The following is a 20411-nucleotide window of genomic DNA, read 5'->3' on the forward strand; positions in this document are numbered from 1 at the left end:
AGTTTGTATTTTGAGACAAAACTTAAGATTGGACAGGTTATTGATGACAGATACAGAATTACGGGCCATATTGGTTCAGGTGGGATGAGTAATGTTTATCTTGCGGATGATTTGCGTCTAAAGGGTAAACGATGGGCTGTAAAAGAAAGCTTATGCTTAGATGAGCTGCATTCTGACATCCAAGCGGAAGCCGATATGTTAATTACACTAGACCACCCACGATTGCCGCGTATTGTCGATTTCTATCTTCCAGATCGAGAAGGGTATTCCTATTTAATCATGGACTATATTGAAGGTGTGAGCTTGAGTCAGCTAATGAAGGATAATCCCGGACCTTTGCCAAGTGACTTCATCATTCAGGTGGCTAAACAGCTTTTAGAAGTCCTTCAATATCTGCATAATCATCAACCACCGATTATCTATCGTGATCTAAAGCCTTCAAATATCATGTTGACACTGCAAAAAGAACTGATGTTAATTGACTTTGGGATCGCACGAAGCTACAAACACGGTATCTCTGAAGATACGGTTAAGCTTGGTACGGTTGGCTTCGCGGCACCTGAGCAATATGGAAGTGGGCAGAGTCAGCCGGTATCCGATTTATATGGACTAGGAGCATTAATTCTCTATATGGCAACTGGAGGGCAATGTAGTCAATGGGAGTTTGGGATGGAGAATAGGCTTTATAACCATATGCCATCTGGCATTATTCCAATCATAAGACGCTTATTACGACATCACGCTGAGGAGCGTTATCAGAATGCAGAAGCAGTTCTACAGGCACTAATTCGTATGGAATCTGAAATGGATAGAGGAAATGATTTTACTATTTTAGTCCCACATTCTCTAGAAAAGCGAAAAGCGATGGTCATTGCCATACTCGGAGTTGCCTCAGGTCTTGGAACAACACATACTTCATTCGCAGTGAGCAGCTTACTTGCGCAGAAGGGGGCAACTGCGTGGGTTGATTTTTCTCCTGATTCATCGGTTTATGAACGCATTCGCAGCATGTTACAGACACAGATTACAACTGTTGCATCCAAGGATGAGATATCTGCTTTTTCATGGAAAGGGGTGCATTATTGGAAACGTCCTATTCACGGAAAAATGGCTGATTTGCTGAGAGGGGATTATCAATTTGTAGTGTTGGATCTTGGCGTTGGGGAATATGAAGGGGCGCTTGATGAGTTCAAATATAGCGATATGCCGATTCTAATTACTTCTGGTGCAGATTGGCGACTCGAAGATTTACTAGTGTGGCTTAGGCGTAAAAGGTTACAGCCTGAAACGAATTGGAGGGTGGGGTTACCACTCGCAGAACGCTCAACTGTACAACTGTTACAAACCGCTATAGGTACAGATAAGATTTATGGACTACCTTTTCAGCAAGATCCATTCAAGCCTAAGGGGAAGTTGGTAGAAGTGATCAATGAAATGTTTGAGGGAGTATTAGATGTACCCAGTAAGGGGAAAAGCCGTAGTTTTTTTCAAAAGAAAGGCTGAATAAAGCGGTTCTCTATGCTTCCTCTTTTCACTCAACTAACTTTTAGTTCAGTGTTGCATTAAAGTGTGTTAAAATATATATTTATACGTGTTTTGAAAAATATAAGAAAGTATAAGCTTCACACTATACTTTATCCTTATATTTTTACGAGAAACGGTTGTCGTCTTTAAAAGATGACAACGTCGTTTCTTCTTATTACGCATTATTTAAGTATAGACAGGAGCTTGCGGAGAATTTATGAGTTTACTTAGTGTAGAAGACGTTTCCCACAATTTTGGGGATCGGACGTTGTTTAAAAATGTTTCTTTCCGGTTGCTACCGGGTGAGCATGTAGGAATCGTAGGAGCAAATGGCGTAGGAAAATCGACGCTTATGAATATTTTGACTGGAAAACTGTTGAAGGATAGTGGAAAAGTAGAGTGGACGCCTCGCGTCCGTTACGGTTACTTGGATCAGCATACGATCTTAACGCCAGGGAAAACCATCCGTGATGTATTGAAGGACGCTTTCTTGCCACTTTTAGAGCTGGAACAGGAAATGCTAACTATAACTGAAAAGATGGGCGACGCTTCTCCTGAAGAGTTAGAGATGTTACTCGAGCAAATGGGGGACATTCAGGAACAGCTGGACATCGGAGATTTTTATCTTATTGATGTAAAAGTGGAGGAAATGGCAAATGGTCTTGGTCTTTCCGTTATTGGACTTGACCGTGATGTCGCTTCACTAAGTGGGGGTCAGCGCACAAAGGTTCTGTTGGCGAAGCTTCTGCTTGAGAAACCGAATGTACTATTGCTGGATGAGCCTACCAACTATTTGGATGTTGAGCATATCGACTGGTTAACTAACTATTTGAAGCAATATCCATATGCATTTATATTGATCTCTCATGATACGGAATTCATGAATAAAGTCGTAAATGTGGTCTATCACCTGGAGTTCGGTAAACTTACTCGATACACTGCGAACTACGAGAAATTCCTGAATATGGCCGAGATGAATAAGATCCAACACATAGATGCTTATGAGAAACAACAGGATTTTATTAAGAAACAAGAGGATTTCATTCAGCGTAACAAAGCTCGTGCCTCCACATCTGGACGGGCGAAGAGCCGTGAGAAACAGCTGGATCGTATGGATCGAATTGATCGACCAGAAGAAGCTGCAAAACCTACCTTTAAGTTTAAAGAGAGCCGTGCCAGTGGCAAAACAGTCTTCGAAGGCATTGATTTCGAAATTGGTTACGACCGTCCGCTTCTACCTATGCTGAACATGACCATTGAACGTGGAGAGAAGATCGCTATAACTGGCTGCAATGGTGTTGGTAAATCGACGCTACTGAAGACTATTCTTGGCGTGATTCCAACATATAGCGGTAAAACCTATCTAGGAGATTATCTGAACTCAGCGTATTTCCAGCAAGAAGTGAAAGCAGCTAATCTTACACCTATTGAGGATGTCTGGAATGAATTTTCTAGTCTAACTCAGAATGAAGTGCGTGGACATCTAGCTCGCTGTGGTCTGAAAAATGAACATATTACCCGACCGCTTAGCATGCTGAGTGGTGGCGAACAAGCTAAGGTCCGTCTCTGTAAGCTGTTGATGCGTGAGAGCAACTGGGTTCTGTTCGATGAACCTACCAATCACCTTGATGTTATTGCCAAGGCAGAGCTGAAGCGGGCATTACAAGAATATAAAGGCACAGTCCTGCTCGTCTCCCATGAACCTGATTTCTATGAAGATTGGGTTACGAAAATTTGGGATGTTGAACAGTGGTCAGCAGTACAAGTATAGAATCTTCATACTCCCGGGGAATAGCAGACGATCTGCTGTTCTCCGGTTTTTGGATACGGGGAGGGAAACCGAATGATTCATACAGATGGTCGTGAAGATCGTTATTCTCGTCAGGTGCGATTTGCGCCATTTGGAGCAGAGGGACAAGAAGGGCTCGCGCAGTCTAGTGTTTTAGTAGTGGGCGCAGGTGCGCTTGGTACAGGGATTGCAGAGACGCTGGTACGCTGCGGGGTAGGCAAAATTATTTTAGCTGACCGTGATTATGTAGAGTGGAGTAACCTTCAGAGGCAACAGCTCTATACAGAGGTAGATGCTATTGAACGTATGCCTAAGGCTGCTGCTGCGCAGCGCAGACTTCAACAGATTAATTCTGAGGTCGTTATTGAAGCCTATGTTATAGATGTTCGTGCCGAAGAGTTGGAAGGGCTTGTTTCAGGGGTTGATCTGATCATGGATGGTACAGACAATTTTGATACTCGGCTCATTATTAATGATATGGCGCAAAAGCACGGTATTCCTTGGATCTATGGTGCATGTGTAGGCAGTTATGGAATAACCTATACGATTTTGCCAGGAGAAACTCCATGTCTCCATTGTCTTCTAGGTACAGTACCGCTAGGAGGTGATACCTGTGATACCGCAGGTATACTTCCGCAAGCAGTACAACTAGTTACGGCAAATGCAACGGCAGAGGCGCTGAAACTACTAGGTCAGCGTAAAGATCAATTAAGAAACAAACTGTTAACGTTTGATGTGTGGCGAAATGAATACCATGAAATTGGAGTGAAAGCTGCCAAAAAGAAAAACTGCCCTTCTTGTGGGAGTCTTCCGATCTACCCCTATCTAATGGCAGCGAATACCGAACGAGGCGATGTTCTTTGTGGAAGGGATACAGTACAAATTCGACCTGCGAGACCACAGAAGCTTAACTTGCAGGAAACTGCGGATCGTTTGTCTCGTTTAGGAAGCGGAAGCGTGGACAGCAACGCTTATCTGGTTTCTTTTATAGAAGGGCCTTATCGGTTAGTAATTTTTGCTGATGGTAGAGCGTTGATTCATGGAACAAAAGATATTGCTGCTGCTCGAGGCTTTTATCATCGATATTTTGGATAAAGAAGCTGTAAATAGGTGTTCAGGCCATTTCTTAGGAATGGTCTTTTTGTTTTCCGGGAATTCTATACGTACCGCAGTGATGCTGGTGCAAGTCATATGGATATGGGGGAACTTTGTGATTGAGCAAATAATATGGTATATGGCTGATAGCAGTAGTAGAGAAGAAGATCGAACCGTTATAGAAAGTGTGCTACTAGATATTGGACTTGAAGCAACAAAAAGCGAAGATCCCGAGGATCTCCGCTTATCCATATCAAAAGTAGAACCGGTACTGCTGCTTGCTGAGTTATGCGAGGTGGGGACTTGGGAAGGCTGGGACATAATTTCCGCTGTAAGAGCTGAGGGGATGATACTACCGGTAATGGTGATTTCCGGTGAACAATCTGAATCTGGAACTGGGGCAGTTTCGGCGTTCTCAGCCGGGGGTAATGAATATATGACAAAGCCTTTACATACCGGTGAATTCAAACACAGAATTCTAAATTTGTTAACCCTTACTGGACGGCGTCGAAATTTAAATCAAATACTGAGAGTCGATGGTTTAATGCTCGATCCCAGCCGCAGGTTTGTAAGTCGCGACGGGATCGAGTTAAAAATGACACCCAAAGAATTTGATCTATTGTATTATCTCGCTGCGAACCAAGGAATGATATGCTCTCGCATCGAGATACTTAAGGAAGTATGGGGTTACCAATTTCACGCAGATACCAATGTTGTAGATGTTTACATCAGACATATCCGTTTGAAAATGGATAAAGGTCACCGGAACAAGTTGATTCACACCGTTCGCGGAACAGGATATGTAATGAGGGCGCCCGAAGGCGGCACCACATCCTGAGACTATTTCTCTATTATAGTTTGAACTCTACTACAGAGTCGTTGTTTACAGTACGCGGCGAGCCTTTAAATATGTTTTTTTCCAAGTACCGGAGTTAAGATCGGAAATCGTAACACCAGGTTTGCCGTAAGTGTGCAGAATTTTACCATTGCCGGCATAAACAGCAACGTGAGTTACGTTTTTACCAGTTGCTCTGCTACCGCTGGAGAAGAATACGAGATCGCCTACACGAAGATTCGCTTTAGATACGGCTGTTCCTACTTTTGATTGCGCTGCAGCCGTACGAGGCAGTGTTACGTTATATTGTTTAAAGATGTATTTTGTAAAAGAAGAGCAGTCAAAAACTTTAGTAGTAGAAGTGGATGCACCGAACTTGTAAGGCACTCCCATATATTTCTTCCCGAGATTCACTACACTTTGACCTTTAGATACGGAAGCTGCTTCAACTTTCGTTGCGCCTACGCCTGTTGCCATCATTGTACCCAAGCCCATTGTAGTAACCATACCTATAACAATCGCTTTTTTAATCCATTGTTGTTTATTCATGTTGTATTACCTCCAAGGTGTTAGTCTTTGTTGTTGTGTTTATCTGTCTTGCTTGCCTGATTCGTAGTATAGCAGGTTATCTATGACATAAAAATTGGAAGAGGTGCAATAAAGTGAGGCTGGGTATGGGTTGTAAGCGTTTTATTAAAAATTCATTAAAAGTTACAAAAAATTAATAATTTGATGGAATAGGATCTTAAAAAAGCCGGGAAACCCTTGGTACAAAAGAGTTTTCACGGCTTTTTCGAATTTGAGATAAAAGTTACAATGATGTTTCTAAACTATAAAAAAGTAGCATTTTTACGTTAAACATGATCTCTATGTATCTAGTCTTTACTCTGAATGATCAGCAACAATCCACTTCGAATGGTAACCGTCCCTGAGGATGAAACCAGTTTGTTACTCACACCAAGTGATTGTCCAAGCTTTAGTGTAGCGTTAGTCAATGGATATTGAAATCCTTCTAAGGTAATACCCGATACTTCTGGGGTTAAAGGCAGTAAAGAAACGTAGGTATAGCCTAAATCGTTGATAACTGCTTGGGATCCTGTAAGGGTTATATAGTTATGCGTGTCCATGACGTAGCAGTTGATTTGACGTTGTAGGGCTCTTGTCATCATTTGAATGCTAGCCAGGGAGTGGTCAATTCGAGTACCTGTAACACCTAATAGTAGAATAGAATCGGGTTGCTGATCCATCGCAATATCTAGCGCCATCTCACTATCTGTCAAATCTTTGTTCACGGCATCACAGGTGATAGTCTTCTTGCTTTTGGATTCAATATCTTGAAGCGCTTCAGGCGAAACGGAATCAAAATCACCTACTGCTATATCTGGTGTATATCCGTGTGAAATGAGAAATAGCGCTCCCTGATCCGCACCGATAATAAAATCATCTTCATCTAATAGGTTGAAATATTCTGGAGACAGTTCTCCACCTGCAAAAATTACGACTCGTTTGGATGACATAACATCCATTCCTCCTCTTAAACCTCTTGTTGAGTATCCTGTCCAGTATAATGCAGATCGAAAGGTTGCACAATTGACCTCGAGAACGCTAAAATGAGAGTGTGCGATCTTTTGAGTATAAATTCACATATAATTAGGTTTAACAACTGGGAGGTGAACGAAATCGTAAGAGTACTGTTTGTATGTCTGGGTAATATTTGTCGATCACCAATGGCGGAGGCTGTTCTGCGGCATAAGATTAATGAAAGAGAACTATCTGATAAGATTCTTGTAGACTCAGCGGGAACTGGAGATTGGCATATAGGAAAAGAGCCGCATGAAGGAACAAGACGTATCCTTGATCAGAACGACATTAGCTATGAGAACATGTTAGCGCGGCTAGTCGACAGTGAAGATTTTCAAAAATTTGACTATATCGTCTGCATGGACAAGTCTAATGGAGAGAATGTTCGAAAGATTCCAGGCGGGAAAGACGCCGAGCTAATGTTCTTCATGGATTTATTGCCTGAGGAGGAGCTGCGCGAAGTGCCGGATCCGTATTTTACAGGTAATTTTGAACAGGTATATGATTTGATCAACGCGGGCTGTGACATATTGCTGGAAAGAATGATAAGAGAAAAGCTGTAACCCATTCGGATTACAGCTCTCTCTGTATGATTCATATGGTAAATCGAGGGAAATTGCTGGATTTAACTGTAAGCGCAATCAAGTAATCTACATACTGTTCTTTAGATGTTCACTATTTACTACTATCAATAGGTCATTATGCGTTTAAGAAATAGAGTAGAGATTCTGGTAGCTCTTTCTGCCAGAAACCCCAGAGATGAAGTCCGTCTTTCTCTCGGTAGGATACGGTTGCTCCGCGTGATTCAAGCAATGTTTTTGTTTCTCGATTCATCTGAACAAAATCATAAATGCCAGTATCCGTTTTGTAGTCTGTTTCCTGCAGACCAACGACCATATTAATGTTGAGCCAGGAGAGATCCTCTTCTTTAGCCAGCATGTCGCGGGATTCAGGATAGAATGCACCGGAAAGGCTGATGATACGTGTGAAGATCGCAGGATAAGCAAGTGCAAGATGGAGCGATACACTGCCCCCAAGGGAGTCACCTGCTAAGATTCGTTCGTCCGGAGTACGGCGCACAGGATATTTTTGTTCAATGAAGGGAATAATCTCTTCGGAAAAGCAAGATAAGTACTGCTTGAATCTGCTGCCAAAAGGAGCGTATTCTTGAGTGCGAACAGCGACGTCTACTTCGACACCAACAATGATGAAGGGCTCCACGTCTTCTTCTATAATAAGACGTCCAGCGAGTGTAGCGATGCGGCCAAAGTTAAAGAACTCTTCGCCGTCTTGGCAGTACACCACTGGGTAGCTCAAGACTTCGTTGTAGCCGGGAGGGAGATAGATGCGTAATTTACGTTCCTCCTGCAGATGTTTACTCCAAAGCGTTTCTTTTACAATTGTGCGTTTCAGAAAAACAGAATCGCTCATAGTTGCCACGTCACCTTTCTTGTCGAATTTTGCAATACACAACGGTTTGCTCTAAAATGAATAGCTGAGTAACTGTGTGATTAATCATTTACTTGTTCCAAAAGCTTTAAACTGTTATATAAAAATAAATCACCTGTTATACATACAAAATTTAAAGGAATATAAATTTTATAAGTATTTCTTTGACGAAAGTAACCAAACAGGTGTATAATAATATTATAACAGAGGCAGCTGATATTCAAATTTTTTTATTGAGGTGAAGATAATGAGTAAAGTTCCTTATGAAGTGTATACAGAGGACGTCGAGGCTCTAACGGTACTTTCCCCGGATGGAGAAATTATCAACAAGGATAAAATGCCTGATTTAACCGACGATCAACTGAAAGAAATTATGTATCGTATGGTATTTACCCGTACTTGGGATGATCGTGCAGTAAATCTTGGTCGTCAAGGCCGTCTTGGTTTCTACGCACCGGTATCCGGTCAAGAAGCTACTATGATTGGTAGCGAGTACGCTTTGGAGAAAGAAGACTTCTTATGCCCAGGCTACCGTGATATTCCGCAGCTAGTATGGCACGGACTTCCATTGTACCAAGCATTCTTATATTCCCGTGGACACCAACATGGTGGAGCTATTCCTGATGGCGTTAATGTATTGATGCCACAAATTATCATCGGCGCGCAAATCTTGCACGCTACAGGAATTGCAATGGGCTTTAAATTGAAGAAACAAAAGAGTGTTGCAATTACTTACACTGGTGATGGCGGTTCTTCTGAAGGCGACTTCTATGAAGGCTTGAACTTTGCTGGTCGCTTTAAACTGCCTGTTATCTTCTTTGTTCAAAACAACGGTTACGCGATTACGACTCCATTCGCAAAACAAACAGCTTCCAAATCGATCGCTCACAAAGCGGTTGCAGCTGGTATCCCGGGAATTAAAGTTGACGGCATGGACATCTTTGCAGTAATCAGTGCTGTTCGTGACGCTGCTGAGCGTGCACGTAATGGCGAGGGTGCTACATTGATCGAAGCTGTAACTTACCGTTTCCGTCCACACTCCCTTTCTGACGATGCAAGTAAATATCGTTCGAAAGAAGAAGAAGGACAATGGAGCGAAAAGGATCCAATCAACCGTCTTGCCAAGTATTTGGAGAAGAAAGGTCTTTGGACTGAAGAAGATACGCTGCGCGTGAAAGACGAAGCGAAAGCTACTGTTAACGAGCAGATTAAAAAAGCTGAACAAACCGAAAAAATGACTATACCTGGCTTGATCGACAGCATGTTCGAAGTAACACCTAAACATCTGGAAGAGCAAAAAGCCGATTTTGAATAAGGGGGATATCAGGCAATGGCACAAATGAATATGAAAGAAGCGATCCGCGACGCGATGCGCGTTGAACTGAATCGTGACCCTAACGTTCTTATCTTCGGAGAGGATGTTGGTAATGTAGGTGGCGTTTTCCGTGTAACGGAAGGGCTGCAAAAGGAATTTGGCGAAGATCGTATTTTTGATACTCCACTAGCTGAGTCCGCTATCGGTGGTCTGGCATTTGGTCTTGGTGTACAAGGCTTCCGCCCAATTGCAGAAATTCAATTCGTTGGTTTTATCTTTGAAGCACTTGATCAGATCGTTGTTCAAGCGGCACGTCTGCGCTGGCGTTCTGGCGGTAAATATAATGCTCCGATCGTATTCCGTACTCCTTTTGGTGGCGGAGTTAAGGCTGCTGAGCTTCATACAGATTCACTCGAAGGTTTGATTGCACAAAGCCCGGGTATTAAAGTAGTAATTCCTTCAAACCCATATGATGCTAAGGGACTTCTTATCGCGTCTATCCGCGACAATGACCCTGTATTCTTCATGGAGCATTTGAACCTTTACCATGCATTCCGTGCTGAAGTGCCAGAAGGTGAATACACTGTTGAACTTGGCAAAGCTAACGTAGTACGTGAAGGTGCTGATGTATCTATCATTACTTACGGGCTGATGGTACATACAGCTACCAAAGCAGCCGAGCAACTCGAAAAAGAAGGCATTAACGTTGAAATTATTGACCTTCGTACTGTAAGTCCAATCGACATCGACACTATTGTAGCGTCTGTGAAGAAGACTAACCGTGCTATCGTAGTACAAGAAGCTCAAAAGAGCTCCGGTGTTGCTGCTGAGGTTATTGCGCAAATTAACGAAAAAGCATTGCTGCACTTGGAAGCACCTGTTCTTCGGATCGCAGGTCCGGACACAATATATCCATTCGCACAAATTGAAGATACATGGCTTCCAAACCCTGCGCGTATTATTGCAGGCGTGAAGAAAGTTTTGGATTTCTAAAATATTTTTTCTATGAGAAACGGTTGTCATCCTTTATGGATGACAACGTCGTTTCTTCTTCTGAATTCTAACCATAAGGTCAGTCCCAATTTCACAAGGAGGTTTTCAAAGTGGCAAAGTTTGAATACCGATTCCCTGAACTAGGTGAAGGTTTGCATGAAGGTGAAATCATCAAAATGCATATCAAAGCCGGTGACAAGGTAACGGATGATGATATCGTAATGGAAGTTCAAAATGATAAGGCGGTAGTTGAGGTGCCTTGTCCAGTGAACGGTACCGTGTTGGAAGTTTTGACTAAAGATGGCCAAGTTTGCCGTGTTGGCGAAGTTGTAGCTATTATCGAAGCTGAGGGCGACGTGCCTGAGCAAGAAGGTCATGCTGCTGAAGAAGCTCCAGCTGCACCTACACCTGCTGCACCAGCTCCTGCGAATGCTAAATCTGCGAACTTTGAATATCGGTTCCCAGAACTGGGTGAAGGTCTGCATGAAGGTGAAATCATCAAAATGCATATCAAAGCCGGTGACAAAGTAACCGATGATGATATCATCATGGAAGTTCAAAATGACAAGGCAGTAGTTGAAGTTCCTTGTCCAGTGAACGGTACTGTGTTGGAAGTTCTGACTAAAGATGGTCAAGTATGCCGTGTTGGCGATGTTGTAGCTATCATTGCTGCAGAAGGTGACGTTCCTGAACAAGCAGGTCATGCTTCCGCAGAAGCAGATGCAGCAAAAGGAAGTGCAAATACCACTTCTTCCCCTGCAGCAACTAGCCCATCTGATGCTAAACAAGGTGGATCTGTTAGTGCAGCACCAGCGCCTGATCGTGATGTGTTGGCTACACCAAGCGTTCGTAAATTTGCTCGTGAGCAAAAAGTGGATATCTCTAAAGTGAACGGAACTGGAAAAGGCGGCAAAATCACTCGTGAAGACGTTGAAGCATTCTTGAAAGGTGGTTCAGCACCTGCGGCAGCGGCAACACCTGCAGCGGCAGCTTCTGAAGCTCCTAAGGCTGCTAAAACTGAAGCTAAAGCAACATCTGCTGCAGCGAGCGGTAATGTTAGTCTTGAAGAAGAACGTGTACCTTACAAGGGCATTCGTAAAGCGATCGCCAATGCAATGGTTAAATCGGCTTACACTGCACCTCACGTTACAATTATGGACGAAGTAGATGTTACTGAACTGGTAGCATTCCGTACACGTATGAAGCCAATCGCTGAGAAAAAAGGCGTTAAGGTTACTTACCTTCCGTTCATTGTTAAAGCATTGGTTGCAGCTTCCCGTCAATTCCCAGCGCTTAACGCTATGATTGATGAAGAAGCAGGCGAGATTGTTTACAAGAAATACTACAACATCGGTATCGCTACTGATACACCAAACGGCTTGATCGTTCCAGTTATCAAAGATGCTGACCGTAAGAGCATCTGGATGATCGCTAGCAGCATCACTGACCTTGCAGTTCGTGGTCGTGACGGTAAATTGTCTGCTAACGAAATGAAGGGCAGCACGATCTCCATCAGTAACATTGGTTCTGCTGGCGGTATGTTCTTTACTCCAATCATTAACTTCCCTGAAGTGGCTATCCTCGGAACTGGCCGTATCAGTGAAAAAGCAGTAGTTAAGAATGGTGAAATCGTAGTTGCTCCTGTAATGGCGTTGTCACTCAGCTTTGACCACCGTATTATCGATGGTGCGACTGCTCAAAACTTTATGAACTACATTAAATCGCTGCTCAATAATCCTGAGCTGCTGGTTATGGAGGTATAATTATGGTAGTAGGAGACGCTTCTCTAGATATTGACACATTGGTCATTGGTGCAGGTCCTGGTGGGTATGTGGCGGCAATTCGTGCCGCTCAGCTCGGCCAAAAAGTCCTCATCGTGGATAAATCGGAACTCGGCGGTGTATGTTTGAACCGTGGATGCATTCCTTCTAAAGCACTGATTGCTGCTGCACATCAGTTCGAATCTGCTAAGCATGGTGAAGTTTTCGGTGTCACTGCTGAGAACGTTAAAGTGGATTTTGCCAAAACTCAAGAGTTCAAAAACGGCGTAGTTAAGAAAATGACTAGCGGCGTGACTAGCTTGATGAAAGGCAACAAAATTGAAGTATTTAACGGCGAATGCATGTTTATCAGCGACACAGAAGCACGTGTGTTCAATGATCATGAATCCCCACGTTACCGCTTCAAACACTGTATCATTGCAACAGGTTCCCGTCCGATTGAACTGAAACCTTTCCCATTCGGTGGACGCATTCTGTCTTCGACTGAAGCTCTTGAGCTTCCAGAAATTCCGAAGAGCATGATCGTAATCGGTGGTGGTTACATCGGCGCTGAGCTTGGCCAAATGTACTCCAAATTCGGTACTAAAGTAACAATCATCGAAGGTTTGGATACTGTACTTCCAGGCTTTGATAAAGATATGACTCGTCTTGTTGCGAAAAACATGGCTAAAACTGGCATCGAAATCGTAACTAACGCTAAAGCTGAAAGTGCTGTACAGAACGACAAGGAAGTTACCGTGAAATATTCTGTTGGTGGCGAATCCAAAGAAGTTACTGCGGATTACTTGCTTGTAACTGTAGGCCGTCGTCCTAACACTGATGGTGAACTTGGACTAGACCTGATCGGTCTTGAGCTCGACGAGCGTGGATTGATCAAAGTCGATCACCAAGGTCGCACAAGCATTCCTAACATCTTCGCTATCGGCGACGTTGTTCCAGGTCTGGCGTTGGCTCACAAAGCTTCTTACGAAGGTAAGATTGCCGCAGAAGCGATTGCAGGACTTACATCTGTTGTTGACTACAAAGTCATCCCAGCAGTTGTGTTTACAGATCCTGAATGCTCAAGCGTTGGTTTGACTGAGAAAGAAGCGAAAGACAAAGGCTACAAAGTGAAAGCTGGTAAGTTCCCATTTGCAGGGAATGGCCGCGCCGTATCTTTGAACAGCCCAGAAGGTTTCATCAAAATTGTTGCTAACTCCGAAAACAATCTTGTGCTTGGTGCACAAATCGTTGGTATCGAAGCTTCTAACTTGATCGCTGAACTTGGTTTGGCAATTGAAATGGGCGCAACACTTGAAGATATCGCTTTGACTATTCATGCGCATCCAACCCTTGGCGAAATCGTCATGGAAGCTGCTGAACTGGTTGAAGGTCATCCTATTCACGTAATGAAATAATTTCTCTACCCAATTGCTCTAGCAGGCACTGAAAGGCGGAACGCATTTGCGTTTCGCCTTTTTGAGTTTTCCACTTTTTTGAAAAAAGATATAATGGGAGGAGATGAAACAATTTGAGCGAATACACTATAAAATCATTCATCCGTATTTTAAAAAACTTATATAGGGAGGACAAATGATGAAACCCAATAAGTTAAAGCCTGGTGATGAGTTGCGAATCATCTCACCTGCCAGAAGTCTGTCGTTAATCGCTGCTGAACAAAGGAAAATTGCCAAAGAACAGCTACAAAAATTAGGCTTTCGGATATCATTTTCCGTAAATTCTTTTGAGAAGGATGATTTTGTTTCCTCATCGATCGATTCTAGAATAGAGGATTTGCACGAAGCTTTTTTAGATCCGAATGTTAAAGGGATTCTTACGACCATTGGAGGCTTTAATAGCAATCAACTACTACGTTATATCGACTATTCCATCATTGCAGAGCATCCTAAACGATTATGCGGGTATTCGGATATTACTGCTTTAAGTAATGCAATCTATGCTAAAACAGGATTAGTTACATATTCCGGACCACATTTTTCTAGCTTCGCAATGCTTCACGACAATGAATATACCACCGAATATTTCCGTAAGCTGATGATGGACACCAAAGAAATAGTGGTGAGGCCTTCGAAGCATTGGAGTGATGATGAGTGGTATCTGGATCAGGAGAACCGTGTATTTATCAGAAATGAAGGTCCGTTCATTATCAATGATGGAGAAGCGAAAGGGACAATTATCGGTGGGAACCTCTGTACATTAAATCTTTTGCAGGGAACGGAGTATATGCCAAGTTTAAAAAATTCGATATTATTTCTTGAGGATGATTATGAGTCATCGCCTGCAACCTTTGATAGGGATTTACAATCGCTGATTCATCAACCAGATTTTCAGCATGTTAAAGGATTGGTTATTGGCAGATTCCAACAAGGATCACGTATAACTAAAGAACTGTTGATTAAAATCATAACTTCGAAAGAAGAGCTATCAGACATTCCTGTCATTGCAAACGTGGACTTTGGACATACCTCCCCTATGATTACTTTTCCTGTAGGTGGACAAGCCTCACTTCGTGCTTATGGGGTTAGAGTAGAGTTAAGGATATCGGAGTAGTGAATTCCTCAGATTATTAAATAAATTTAAAAAATATCTTACCTTCTACAAAAATCGGATTTTTCAGATATAATATATGAGGTGAAATATTACGGAGGTGCAGTAAATTGAATAATGAGTTAGAACAAACCTATTTGAATTTTTTACAATATATTTTAGATAATGGTGTAAAAAAAGAAGATCGTACCGGAACGGGTACAATTAGTGTATTTGGTTATCAAATGCGATTTGATTTATCAAAAGGCTTCCCATTATTTACAACAAAACGGACTCCGTTCCGTTTAATCGCAAGTGAACTATTATGGTTTATTAAAGGCGACACAAACATCCGTTATTTATTGAAAAATAATAATCATATTTGGGATGAATGGGCTTTCAAAAGATGGGTTGAATCAGACGAATATACAGGTCCAGATATGAGTGATTTCGGGAATCGTTGTTTAATTGATGAAGACTTCAATCAAGTTTATCAAGCAGAGATGAAAGCATTTTGTGATCGTGTCTTAGAAGATGATGCGTTCGCAGCGAAGCATGGTGACCTAGGGAATGTTTATGGTAAGCAATGGCGAAATTGGACATCTTCTACGGGTGAATCCATTGACCAATTACAAGATGTAATTCATCAGATCAAAACAAATCCTGATTCTCGTCGTTTAATTGTAAGCGCATGGAACCCGGAAGACGTTATAAATGCTGGGGCAAAAGGGAGTAAAGCAGCGTTACCACCTTGCCACGTTATGTTCCAGTTCTATGTTGCAAATGGTAAATTAAGTTGTCACTTGCTGCAGCGCAGCGCTGACTCTTTTCTTGGAGCTAACTTCAATATCCCGTCTTACTCCTTACTTACACATTTAATTGCACATGAGTGTGGTCTAGAAGTAGGCGAGTTTATATATAGCATTAGTGATGCACATATCTATTCAAACCATGTTGATCAAGTTAAAGAGCAATTATCAAGAGATTTAAGACCATTGCCAACATTGGTTATTAATTCAAATCAGAAATCACTTTTTGATATCGAGCTGGAAGACCTTATCATTGAAGGATACAATCCGCATCCTTCGATAAAAGCGCCGATCGCAGTATAAATTAATGGTTATCAAGATTTTTGATCTATATAGGTAGGAAGGAGCGTGTTTCATGAGTATTAGCTTAATATGGGCAATGGGCACCAATCATGTTATTGGAAAAGATAATGATATGCCTTGGCATTTACCGCTTGATTTTGCTTATTTCAAAGCGGAAACACTGGGGAAGAGAATGCTTATGGGCCGCAAAACGTGGGATTCGCTCGGAGGGAAGCCTCTAAAGGGCAGAACAAGCTTAATTATGACTAGAGATACTGATTATGCTCCTGAAGGTGCAGAGGTTGTACACACGCTTGAGGAAGCTCTCAGCGAGGGTGGAAAAGACGATGAGCTGATGGTGATCGGCGGTGCGGAAATTTATAAGCTGATGTTGCCGTATGCTGACAAGTTGATGTTAACGCAAATTGAACAGGATTTTGAAGGAAATACCCGGTTTCCTGATATTGACTGGAGTGTGTGGAAAGAGGTTTCCAATAAGAAGGGAATTCGTGATGAAAAGAATCCGTATGATTACCGTTTTCTTGTTTATGAACGTACGGAATAGCAATAAAACGTTTTCTCTGACATAACATGTGAAATAGTACAAAAAATCAGTAGATTAATCCATTACTGTGCAAAAGTAATGAGTGCTACTATAATTAAAATTAGAAATGATAATCTACAGGTATAGAATGTGCAGGTACTTCATTGCGCTGCTCACGACCATACGAAGCCGCAATATGCTACAATGTACTATACTTCAACACGAAGAGAACGGATGGGGGAAACGTAAACATGTCTACACCTACAGGTTTTATGGAGTATAAACGGCAGCTCCCAGGTGATCGGGATCCTGAGCAGCGGGTAAAAGACTGGGAGGAGTTCCACCATCATTTATCCGAGGACGAGCTTCAGACACAAGGAGCGCGCTGCATGGATTGCGGAACGCCGTATTGTCATACAGGAATTGATATGGCTGGAGGAACCTCGGGTTGTCCAGTTCATAATCTAATTCCAGAGTGGAATAATTTGGTGTACCGCGGACTCTGGAAAGAAGCCCTGGAACGTCTGCATAAGACGAATAATTTTCCTGAGTTTACTGGAAGCATTTGTCCTGCTCCTTGCGAAGGCTCTTGCACAGTGGGTCTAATTGGACAGCCGGTGACCATTAAGACCATTGAGTTAGCTATTATTGATAAGGGCTTTGAAGAAGGCTGGGTTGTACCTAATCCTCCAGAGAAACGTACAGGCAAAAAGATTGCAATCGTAGGCTCTGGACCTGCTGGACTCTCAGCAGCAGCTCAACTTAATAAGGCTGGACATACAGTAACTGTATTTGAACGCAGTGACCGCATCGGCGGACTGCTGACATATGGCATTCCCACTATGAAACTCGATAAGAGAGTTGTTCAACGTCGTGTAGATTTATTAGCTGCAGAAGGTATTAATTTTGTAGTGAATACAGAGATTGGCAAGGATATTCCTGCTCAACAGCTAGTGGATGAATATGATGCGGTTGTTCTGTGTGGTGGCGCTACAAAGGCGCGTCGTTTTAACGTTGAAGGCAGTGAGCTTAAGGGTGTTATGTACGCCATGGACTATTTAAATGGTACGATTAAGAGCTATTTGAATTCCAATCTTGAAGATGGCAACTATGTATCTGCTGAAGGTAAAGACGTGATCGTCTTGGGTGGCGGTGATACTGGATCTGACTGTGTTGCTACAGCACTTCGTCATGGCTGCAGCAGTATCACTCAATTTGGTACACATGAAAAAGCACCTCTTCAGCGTGATCCGATTGCTAACCCTTGGCCACAATTCCCGAATGTATATAGCCTAGACTACGCGCAAGAAGAAGCTAAAGCCATATTTGGGGATGACCCGCGTGAGTTCTCTATCATGACTACTAAATTTGTTGGTGATGATGAAGGTAACTTGAAAGAGCTGCATACTGTACAGATCCGCCGGATCGTGGATGAGACAGGTCGTAAGATCTATCAACCTGTTCCAGGTACCGAAGCTGTATATCCTGCTCAATTAGCTTTGATAGCCATCGGTTTTGATGGGCCAGAACAAGATATTATTCAAGAGCTTGATCTTGAGACAGATCGTCGTTCCAATGTGAAAGCTCGTTATGGTAAATTCAATACGAACGTGGATAAAGTATTTGCTGCTGGCGATATGAGACGTGGTCAAAGCTTGGTTGTATGGGCCATCAACGAAGGACGCGAAGCTGCGCGTGAAGTGGATAAATACCTGATGGGTTCAACCGTTCTTGTTTAAAACGTTAAGATAATAATTGTCTAATAAGCCGTTTCAAAAGCAGTTTACCTGCTGGAGAAACGGTTTTTTAAATCAAGCGATGCTTGACGTAGATATCAGTATCATATAAATTAAATACATTATTCACATGATAAAAGCATTGACCAAGGATCTACGATTCAAGAAGCGTTAGAACAGAGAGGGAACCCACCGGGTGAAAGGTTCCTCAAACACGTGTGAGTGGTATCCTGCCTTGGTAGCTGTAGCGATAGTATCTACTAACCCGCTACCGGAATCGACCGTTATCCGATTTGAGGATTGCCAAATCAGAATGGATTGTATGTTGGAGCTGGCAGTTGAATAAGGGTGGTATCACGACACATTCGTCCCTGACGAATGTGTCTTTTTGCATTTAGAGAGATAATTTCTGGGGAGGGTATTTATGATGCGACAAAGCAATTTATTATTAACAACACTGCGTGAGGTGCCTTCGGAAGCGGAGACAAACAGTCATCAGCTACTGCTGCGTGCGGGGTATATCCGTCAATTAGCTGCTGGAGTGTATACCTATTTACCACTTGGACGGCGGGTTCTTCGAAAGATAGAAGCGATTGTGAGAGAAGAGATGGATCATTCCGGAACGCAGGAGATTTTAATGCCATCCATGCAGCCTGCGGAACTTTGGAAGGAATCAGAACGTTATGATGTTTATGGTAAGGAGTTGATGACTTTTAAGGATCGTCATGAGCGGGAATTCATTCTCGGTCCAACGCATGAAGAAGTAGTAACCACACTTGTGCGGAATGAGATCAGCTCCTATCGTAAGCTTCCTATTACCGTGTATCAAATTCAGACTAAGTTTCGAGATGAACGGCGACCACGTTCCGGATTGCTAAGAGGAAGAGAGTTCTTGATGAAGGATGCGTACTCTTTTGACATAAGCTCTGAAGGACTTGATAAATCATACCACCAAATGTTCGATGCTTATCACCGGATATTTAAGCGATGTGGATTGAAGTTCAGAGCTGTTCATGCAGATTCTGGTGCAATTGGCGGAGAAGGGGGCAGCCATGAATTTATGGCACTGGCTGATATCGGGGAAGATACGATTGCGGTATGTTCCTCTTGCGATTACGCAGCCAATCTGGAACAGGCAGAAGCTGTACGTCCTGTTAAGAAGGAAATGAATTTCGAAGTACCAGCGATAGAGAAATTCCATACTCCAAATTTACGTACAATTGATCAATTAGAGCAGGAGTTGGAGATCCAGCCAGAGCAGATTATGAAAACATTGATCTACGAAGGTAGCGGACAATTCTTTGCTGTAGTGGTTCGAGGAGATCATGAAGTTAATGAGATAAAAGTGAGTAAATATATCGGAGCGATGGAGATCGGTCTTGCTGACTATGAAGCTGTGAAATCCTTAACGGGTGTAGAGAGTGGGTTTGTGGGGCCTGTGGGACTTCAATTAACTGTACTAGTTGATGCCGCAGTTGCTGAGATGACGGAAGGTACGACGGGAGCAGGAGAAAAAGATTATCACTTCCGTAATGTTGTACCTGGTAGAGATTTTGGGCTTGAGCATGTGGGGGATTTTCGCAATGTAGCGGAAGGAGAAGCTTGTCCACATTGCGAGGATGGCGTTCTTCATTTTCATCAAGGCATTGAAATCGGACATGTCTTTAAATTAGGTACCAAATACAGTGAGAAGCTTGGAGCTTCCTTTTTAGATCGTTCAGGCAAAAGTCAGCCTATGATCATGGGTTGTTACGGAATTGGAATCTCGCGACTATTGTCCGCAATTGTAGAACAGAATCATGATGATCAAGGAATAATGTGGCCAGTTGCATTAGCACCTTATCAGGTTCATATTTTGATCATGTCCATAAAGGACTCGGAGCAACTGGAAGTTGCAGAAGAGCTTTATAATCAACTTACTAAGCTCGGTTTTGAGACGCTTCTAGATGATAGGGATGAACGTGCTGGCGTTAAATTTAAGGATTCAAGTTTGATTGGTATACCCGTAACGCTAGTAGTCGGTAAGGAGGCTGCACAAGGTAGGGTGGAGTATCTAGAAAGAGCCTCCGCTGCGGGTAAAGAAGTCTTAGAAAAGTTAGAAGCAGTTTCTCGTATCCAAGAATTCTTTTCGCAGCTGAATTAAACTTCTATA

The 20411-nt window shown here is 42.7% G+C and carries 17 protein-coding genes; 14 read left to right on the forward strand and 3 right to left on the reverse strand.

Features of this window, described 5'->3' with window-relative positions:
* Positions 1-3 precede the first annotated feature (3 nt).
* The 4 genes from MKX35_RS17290 (at position 4) to MKX35_RS17305 (ending at position 5246) form a co-directional block, all read left to right on the forward strand.
* On the forward strand, positions 4-1503 hold the full coding sequence (locus tag MKX35_RS17290) for a serine/threonine protein kinase (RefSeq protein ID WP_076298747.1): 1500 nt from the start codon (positions 4-6) through the stop codon (positions 1501-1503).
* 238 nt (positions 1504-1741) lie between these two features.
* Positions 1742-3295: an ABC-F family ATP-binding cassette domain-containing protein gene (locus MKX35_RS17295; RefSeq protein WP_042188823.1), complete on the forward strand. Its 1554-nt coding sequence runs from the start codon at positions 1742-1744 to the stop codon at positions 3293-3295.
* A gap of 72 nt (positions 3296-3367) precedes the next feature.
* On the forward strand, positions 3368-4408 hold the full coding sequence (locus tag MKX35_RS17300; RefSeq protein WP_076298746.1) for a ThiF family adenylyltransferase: 1041 nt from the start codon (positions 3368-3370) through the stop codon (positions 4406-4408).
* A complete protein-coding gene (locus MKX35_RS17305) occupies positions 4353-5246 on the forward strand; it encodes a response regulator (protein ID WP_081382776.1) in 894 nt (297 codons plus the stop codon). Before MKX35_RS17300 ends, MKX35_RS17305 begins: the two co-directional genes overlap by 56 nt.
* 45 nt (positions 5247-5291) lie before the next feature.
* Here the strand turns inward: MKX35_RS17305 and MKX35_RS17310 are convergent, their stop codons facing one another.
* Both MKX35_RS17310 and MKX35_RS17315 read right to left on the reverse strand, forming a co-directional pair.
* Positions 5292-5792 carry a C40 family peptidase gene (locus MKX35_RS17310; protein WP_076283549.1) on the reverse strand — a complete coding sequence of 167 codons (501 nt, stop codon included), beginning with the start codon at positions 5790-5792 and terminating at the stop codon, positions 5292-5294.
* Positions 5793-6118: 326 nt separating this feature from the next.
* The gene (locus MKX35_RS17315) at positions 6119-6760 is read right to left on the reverse strand and encodes a thiamine diphosphokinase (protein WP_076283550.1); all 642 of its coding nucleotides are present in this window, start codon (positions 6758-6760) and stop codon (positions 6119-6121) included.
* A gap of 162 nt (positions 6761-6922) precedes the next feature.
* On the opposite strand from MKX35_RS17315, the gene MKX35_RS17320 reads away from it, so the two are divergent.
* Entirely contained in the window at positions 6923-7387 is a 465-nt protein-coding gene (locus tag MKX35_RS17320) for a low molecular weight protein-tyrosine-phosphatase (protein ID WP_076283779.1), read from the forward strand.
* Between the two features lie 136 nt (positions 7388-7523).
* Here MKX35_RS17320 and MKX35_RS17325 read toward each other — a convergent pair whose 3' ends face one another.
* Positions 7524-8255: an alpha/beta hydrolase gene (locus tag MKX35_RS17325; protein ID WP_076298745.1), complete on the reverse strand. Its 732-nt coding sequence runs from the start codon at positions 8253-8255 to the stop codon at positions 7524-7526.
* 265 nt (positions 8256-8520) lie between these two features.
* Here MKX35_RS17325 and pdhA point away from each other — a divergent pair, with 265 nt between their 5' ends.
* The 9 genes from pdhA (at position 8521) to MKX35_RS17370 (ending at position 20402) form a co-directional block, all read left to right on the forward strand.
* Complete coding sequence (gene pdhA / locus MKX35_RS17330) at positions 8521-9588, forward strand: pyruvate dehydrogenase (acetyl-transferring) E1 component subunit alpha (protein WP_042188812.1); 1068 nt, start codon at positions 8521-8523, stop codon at positions 9586-9588.
* 15 nt (positions 9589-9603) lie between these two features.
* Entirely contained in the window at positions 9604-10581 is a 978-nt protein-coding gene (locus MKX35_RS17335) for an alpha-ketoacid dehydrogenase subunit beta (RefSeq protein WP_076298744.1), read from the forward strand.
* A gap of 110 nt (positions 10582-10691) precedes the next feature.
* Positions 10692-12344: a 2-oxo acid dehydrogenase subunit E2 gene (locus tag MKX35_RS17340; RefSeq protein WP_076298743.1), complete on the forward strand. Its 1653-nt coding sequence runs from the start codon at positions 10692-10694 to the stop codon at positions 12342-12344.
* Between the two features lie 2 nt (positions 12345-12346).
* Positions 12347-13759 (forward strand): dihydrolipoyl dehydrogenase, encoded by a 1413-nt coding sequence (lpdA, locus tag MKX35_RS17345; protein ID WP_042188806.1) that lies wholly within the window; start codon positions 12347-12349, stop codon positions 13757-13759.
* A gap of 178 nt (positions 13760-13937) precedes the next feature.
* Positions 13938-14912, forward strand: a complete 975-nt coding sequence (locus MKX35_RS17350) for a S66 family peptidase (protein WP_076298742.1) — start codon at positions 13938-13940, stop codon at positions 14910-14912.
* 107 nt (positions 14913-15019) lie between these two features.
* On the forward strand, positions 15020-16000 hold the full coding sequence (locus tag MKX35_RS17355) for a thymidylate synthase (RefSeq protein ID WP_076298741.1): 981 nt from the start codon (positions 15020-15022) through the stop codon (positions 15998-16000).
* Between the two features lie 52 nt (positions 16001-16052).
* The gene (locus MKX35_RS17360) at positions 16053-16544 is read left to right on the forward strand and encodes a dihydrofolate reductase (RefSeq protein ID WP_076283555.1); all 492 of its coding nucleotides are present in this window, start codon (positions 16053-16055) and stop codon (positions 16542-16544) included.
* A gap of 230 nt (positions 16545-16774) precedes the next feature.
* The gene (locus MKX35_RS17365) at positions 16775-18262 is read left to right on the forward strand and encodes a glutamate synthase subunit beta (protein WP_076283556.1); all 1488 of its coding nucleotides are present in this window, start codon (positions 16775-16777) and stop codon (positions 18260-18262) included.
* 424 nt (positions 18263-18686) lie between these two features.
* The gene (locus MKX35_RS17370; RefSeq protein ID WP_076298861.1) at positions 18687-20402 is read left to right on the forward strand and encodes a proline--tRNA ligase; all 1716 of its coding nucleotides are present in this window, start codon (positions 18687-18689) and stop codon (positions 20400-20402) included.
* The last annotated feature ends 9 nt before the right edge of the window (positions 20403-20411 follow it).

Origin of the sequence: Paenibacillus sp. FSL R5-0923 (assembly GCF_038009145.1) — a bacterium.
Lineage (GTDB): Bacteria > Bacillota > Bacilli > Paenibacillales > Paenibacillaceae > Paenibacillus_AQ.

Bases quoted from the DNA above. Each gene is read 5' to 3' on its own strand.
- MKX35_RS17295 (WP_042188823.1), top strand. From the start codon at position 1,742: ATGAGTTTACTTAGTGTAGAAGACGTTTCCCACAATTTTGGGGATCGG.
- MKX35_RS17300 (WP_076298746.1), top strand. From the start codon at position 3,368: ATGATTCATACAGATGGTCGTGAAGATCGTTATTCTCGTCAGGTGCGA.
- MKX35_RS17305 (WP_081382776.1), top strand. From the start codon at position 4,353: ATGGAACAAAAGATATTGCTGCTGCTCGAGGCTTTTATCATCGATATT.
- MKX35_RS17310 (WP_076283549.1), bottom strand. From the start codon at position 5,792: ATGAATAAACAACAATGGATTAAAAAAGCGATTGTTATAGGTATGGTT.
- MKX35_RS17315 (WP_076283550.1), bottom strand. From the start codon at position 6,760: ATGTCATCCAAACGAGTCGTAATTTTTGCAGGTGGAGAACTGTCTCCA.
- MKX35_RS17325 (WP_076298745.1), bottom strand. From the start codon at position 8,255: ATGAGCGATTCTGTTTTTCTGAAACGCACAATTGTAAAAGAAACGCTT.
- pdhA (WP_042188812.1), top strand. From the start codon at position 8,521: ATGAGTAAAGTTCCTTATGAAGTGTATACAGAGGACGTCGAGGCTCTA.
- MKX35_RS17335 (WP_076298744.1), top strand. From the start codon at position 9,604: ATGGCACAAATGAATATGAAAGAAGCGATCCGCGACGCGATGCGCGTT.
- lpdA (WP_042188806.1), top strand. From the start codon at position 12,347: ATGGTAGTAGGAGACGCTTCTCTAGATATTGACACATTGGTCATTGGT.
- MKX35_RS17350 (WP_076298742.1), top strand. From the start codon at position 13,938: ATGAAACCCAATAAGTTAAAGCCTGGTGATGAGTTGCGAATCATCTCA.
- MKX35_RS17360 (WP_076283555.1), top strand. From the start codon at position 16,053: ATGAGTATTAGCTTAATATGGGCAATGGGCACCAATCATGTTATTGGA.
- MKX35_RS17365 (WP_076283556.1), top strand. From the start codon at position 16,775: ATGTCTACACCTACAGGTTTTATGGAGTATAAACGGCAGCTCCCAGGT.
- MKX35_RS17370 (WP_076298861.1), top strand. From the start codon at position 18,687: ATGCGACAAAGCAATTTATTATTAACAACACTGCGTGAGGTGCCTTCG.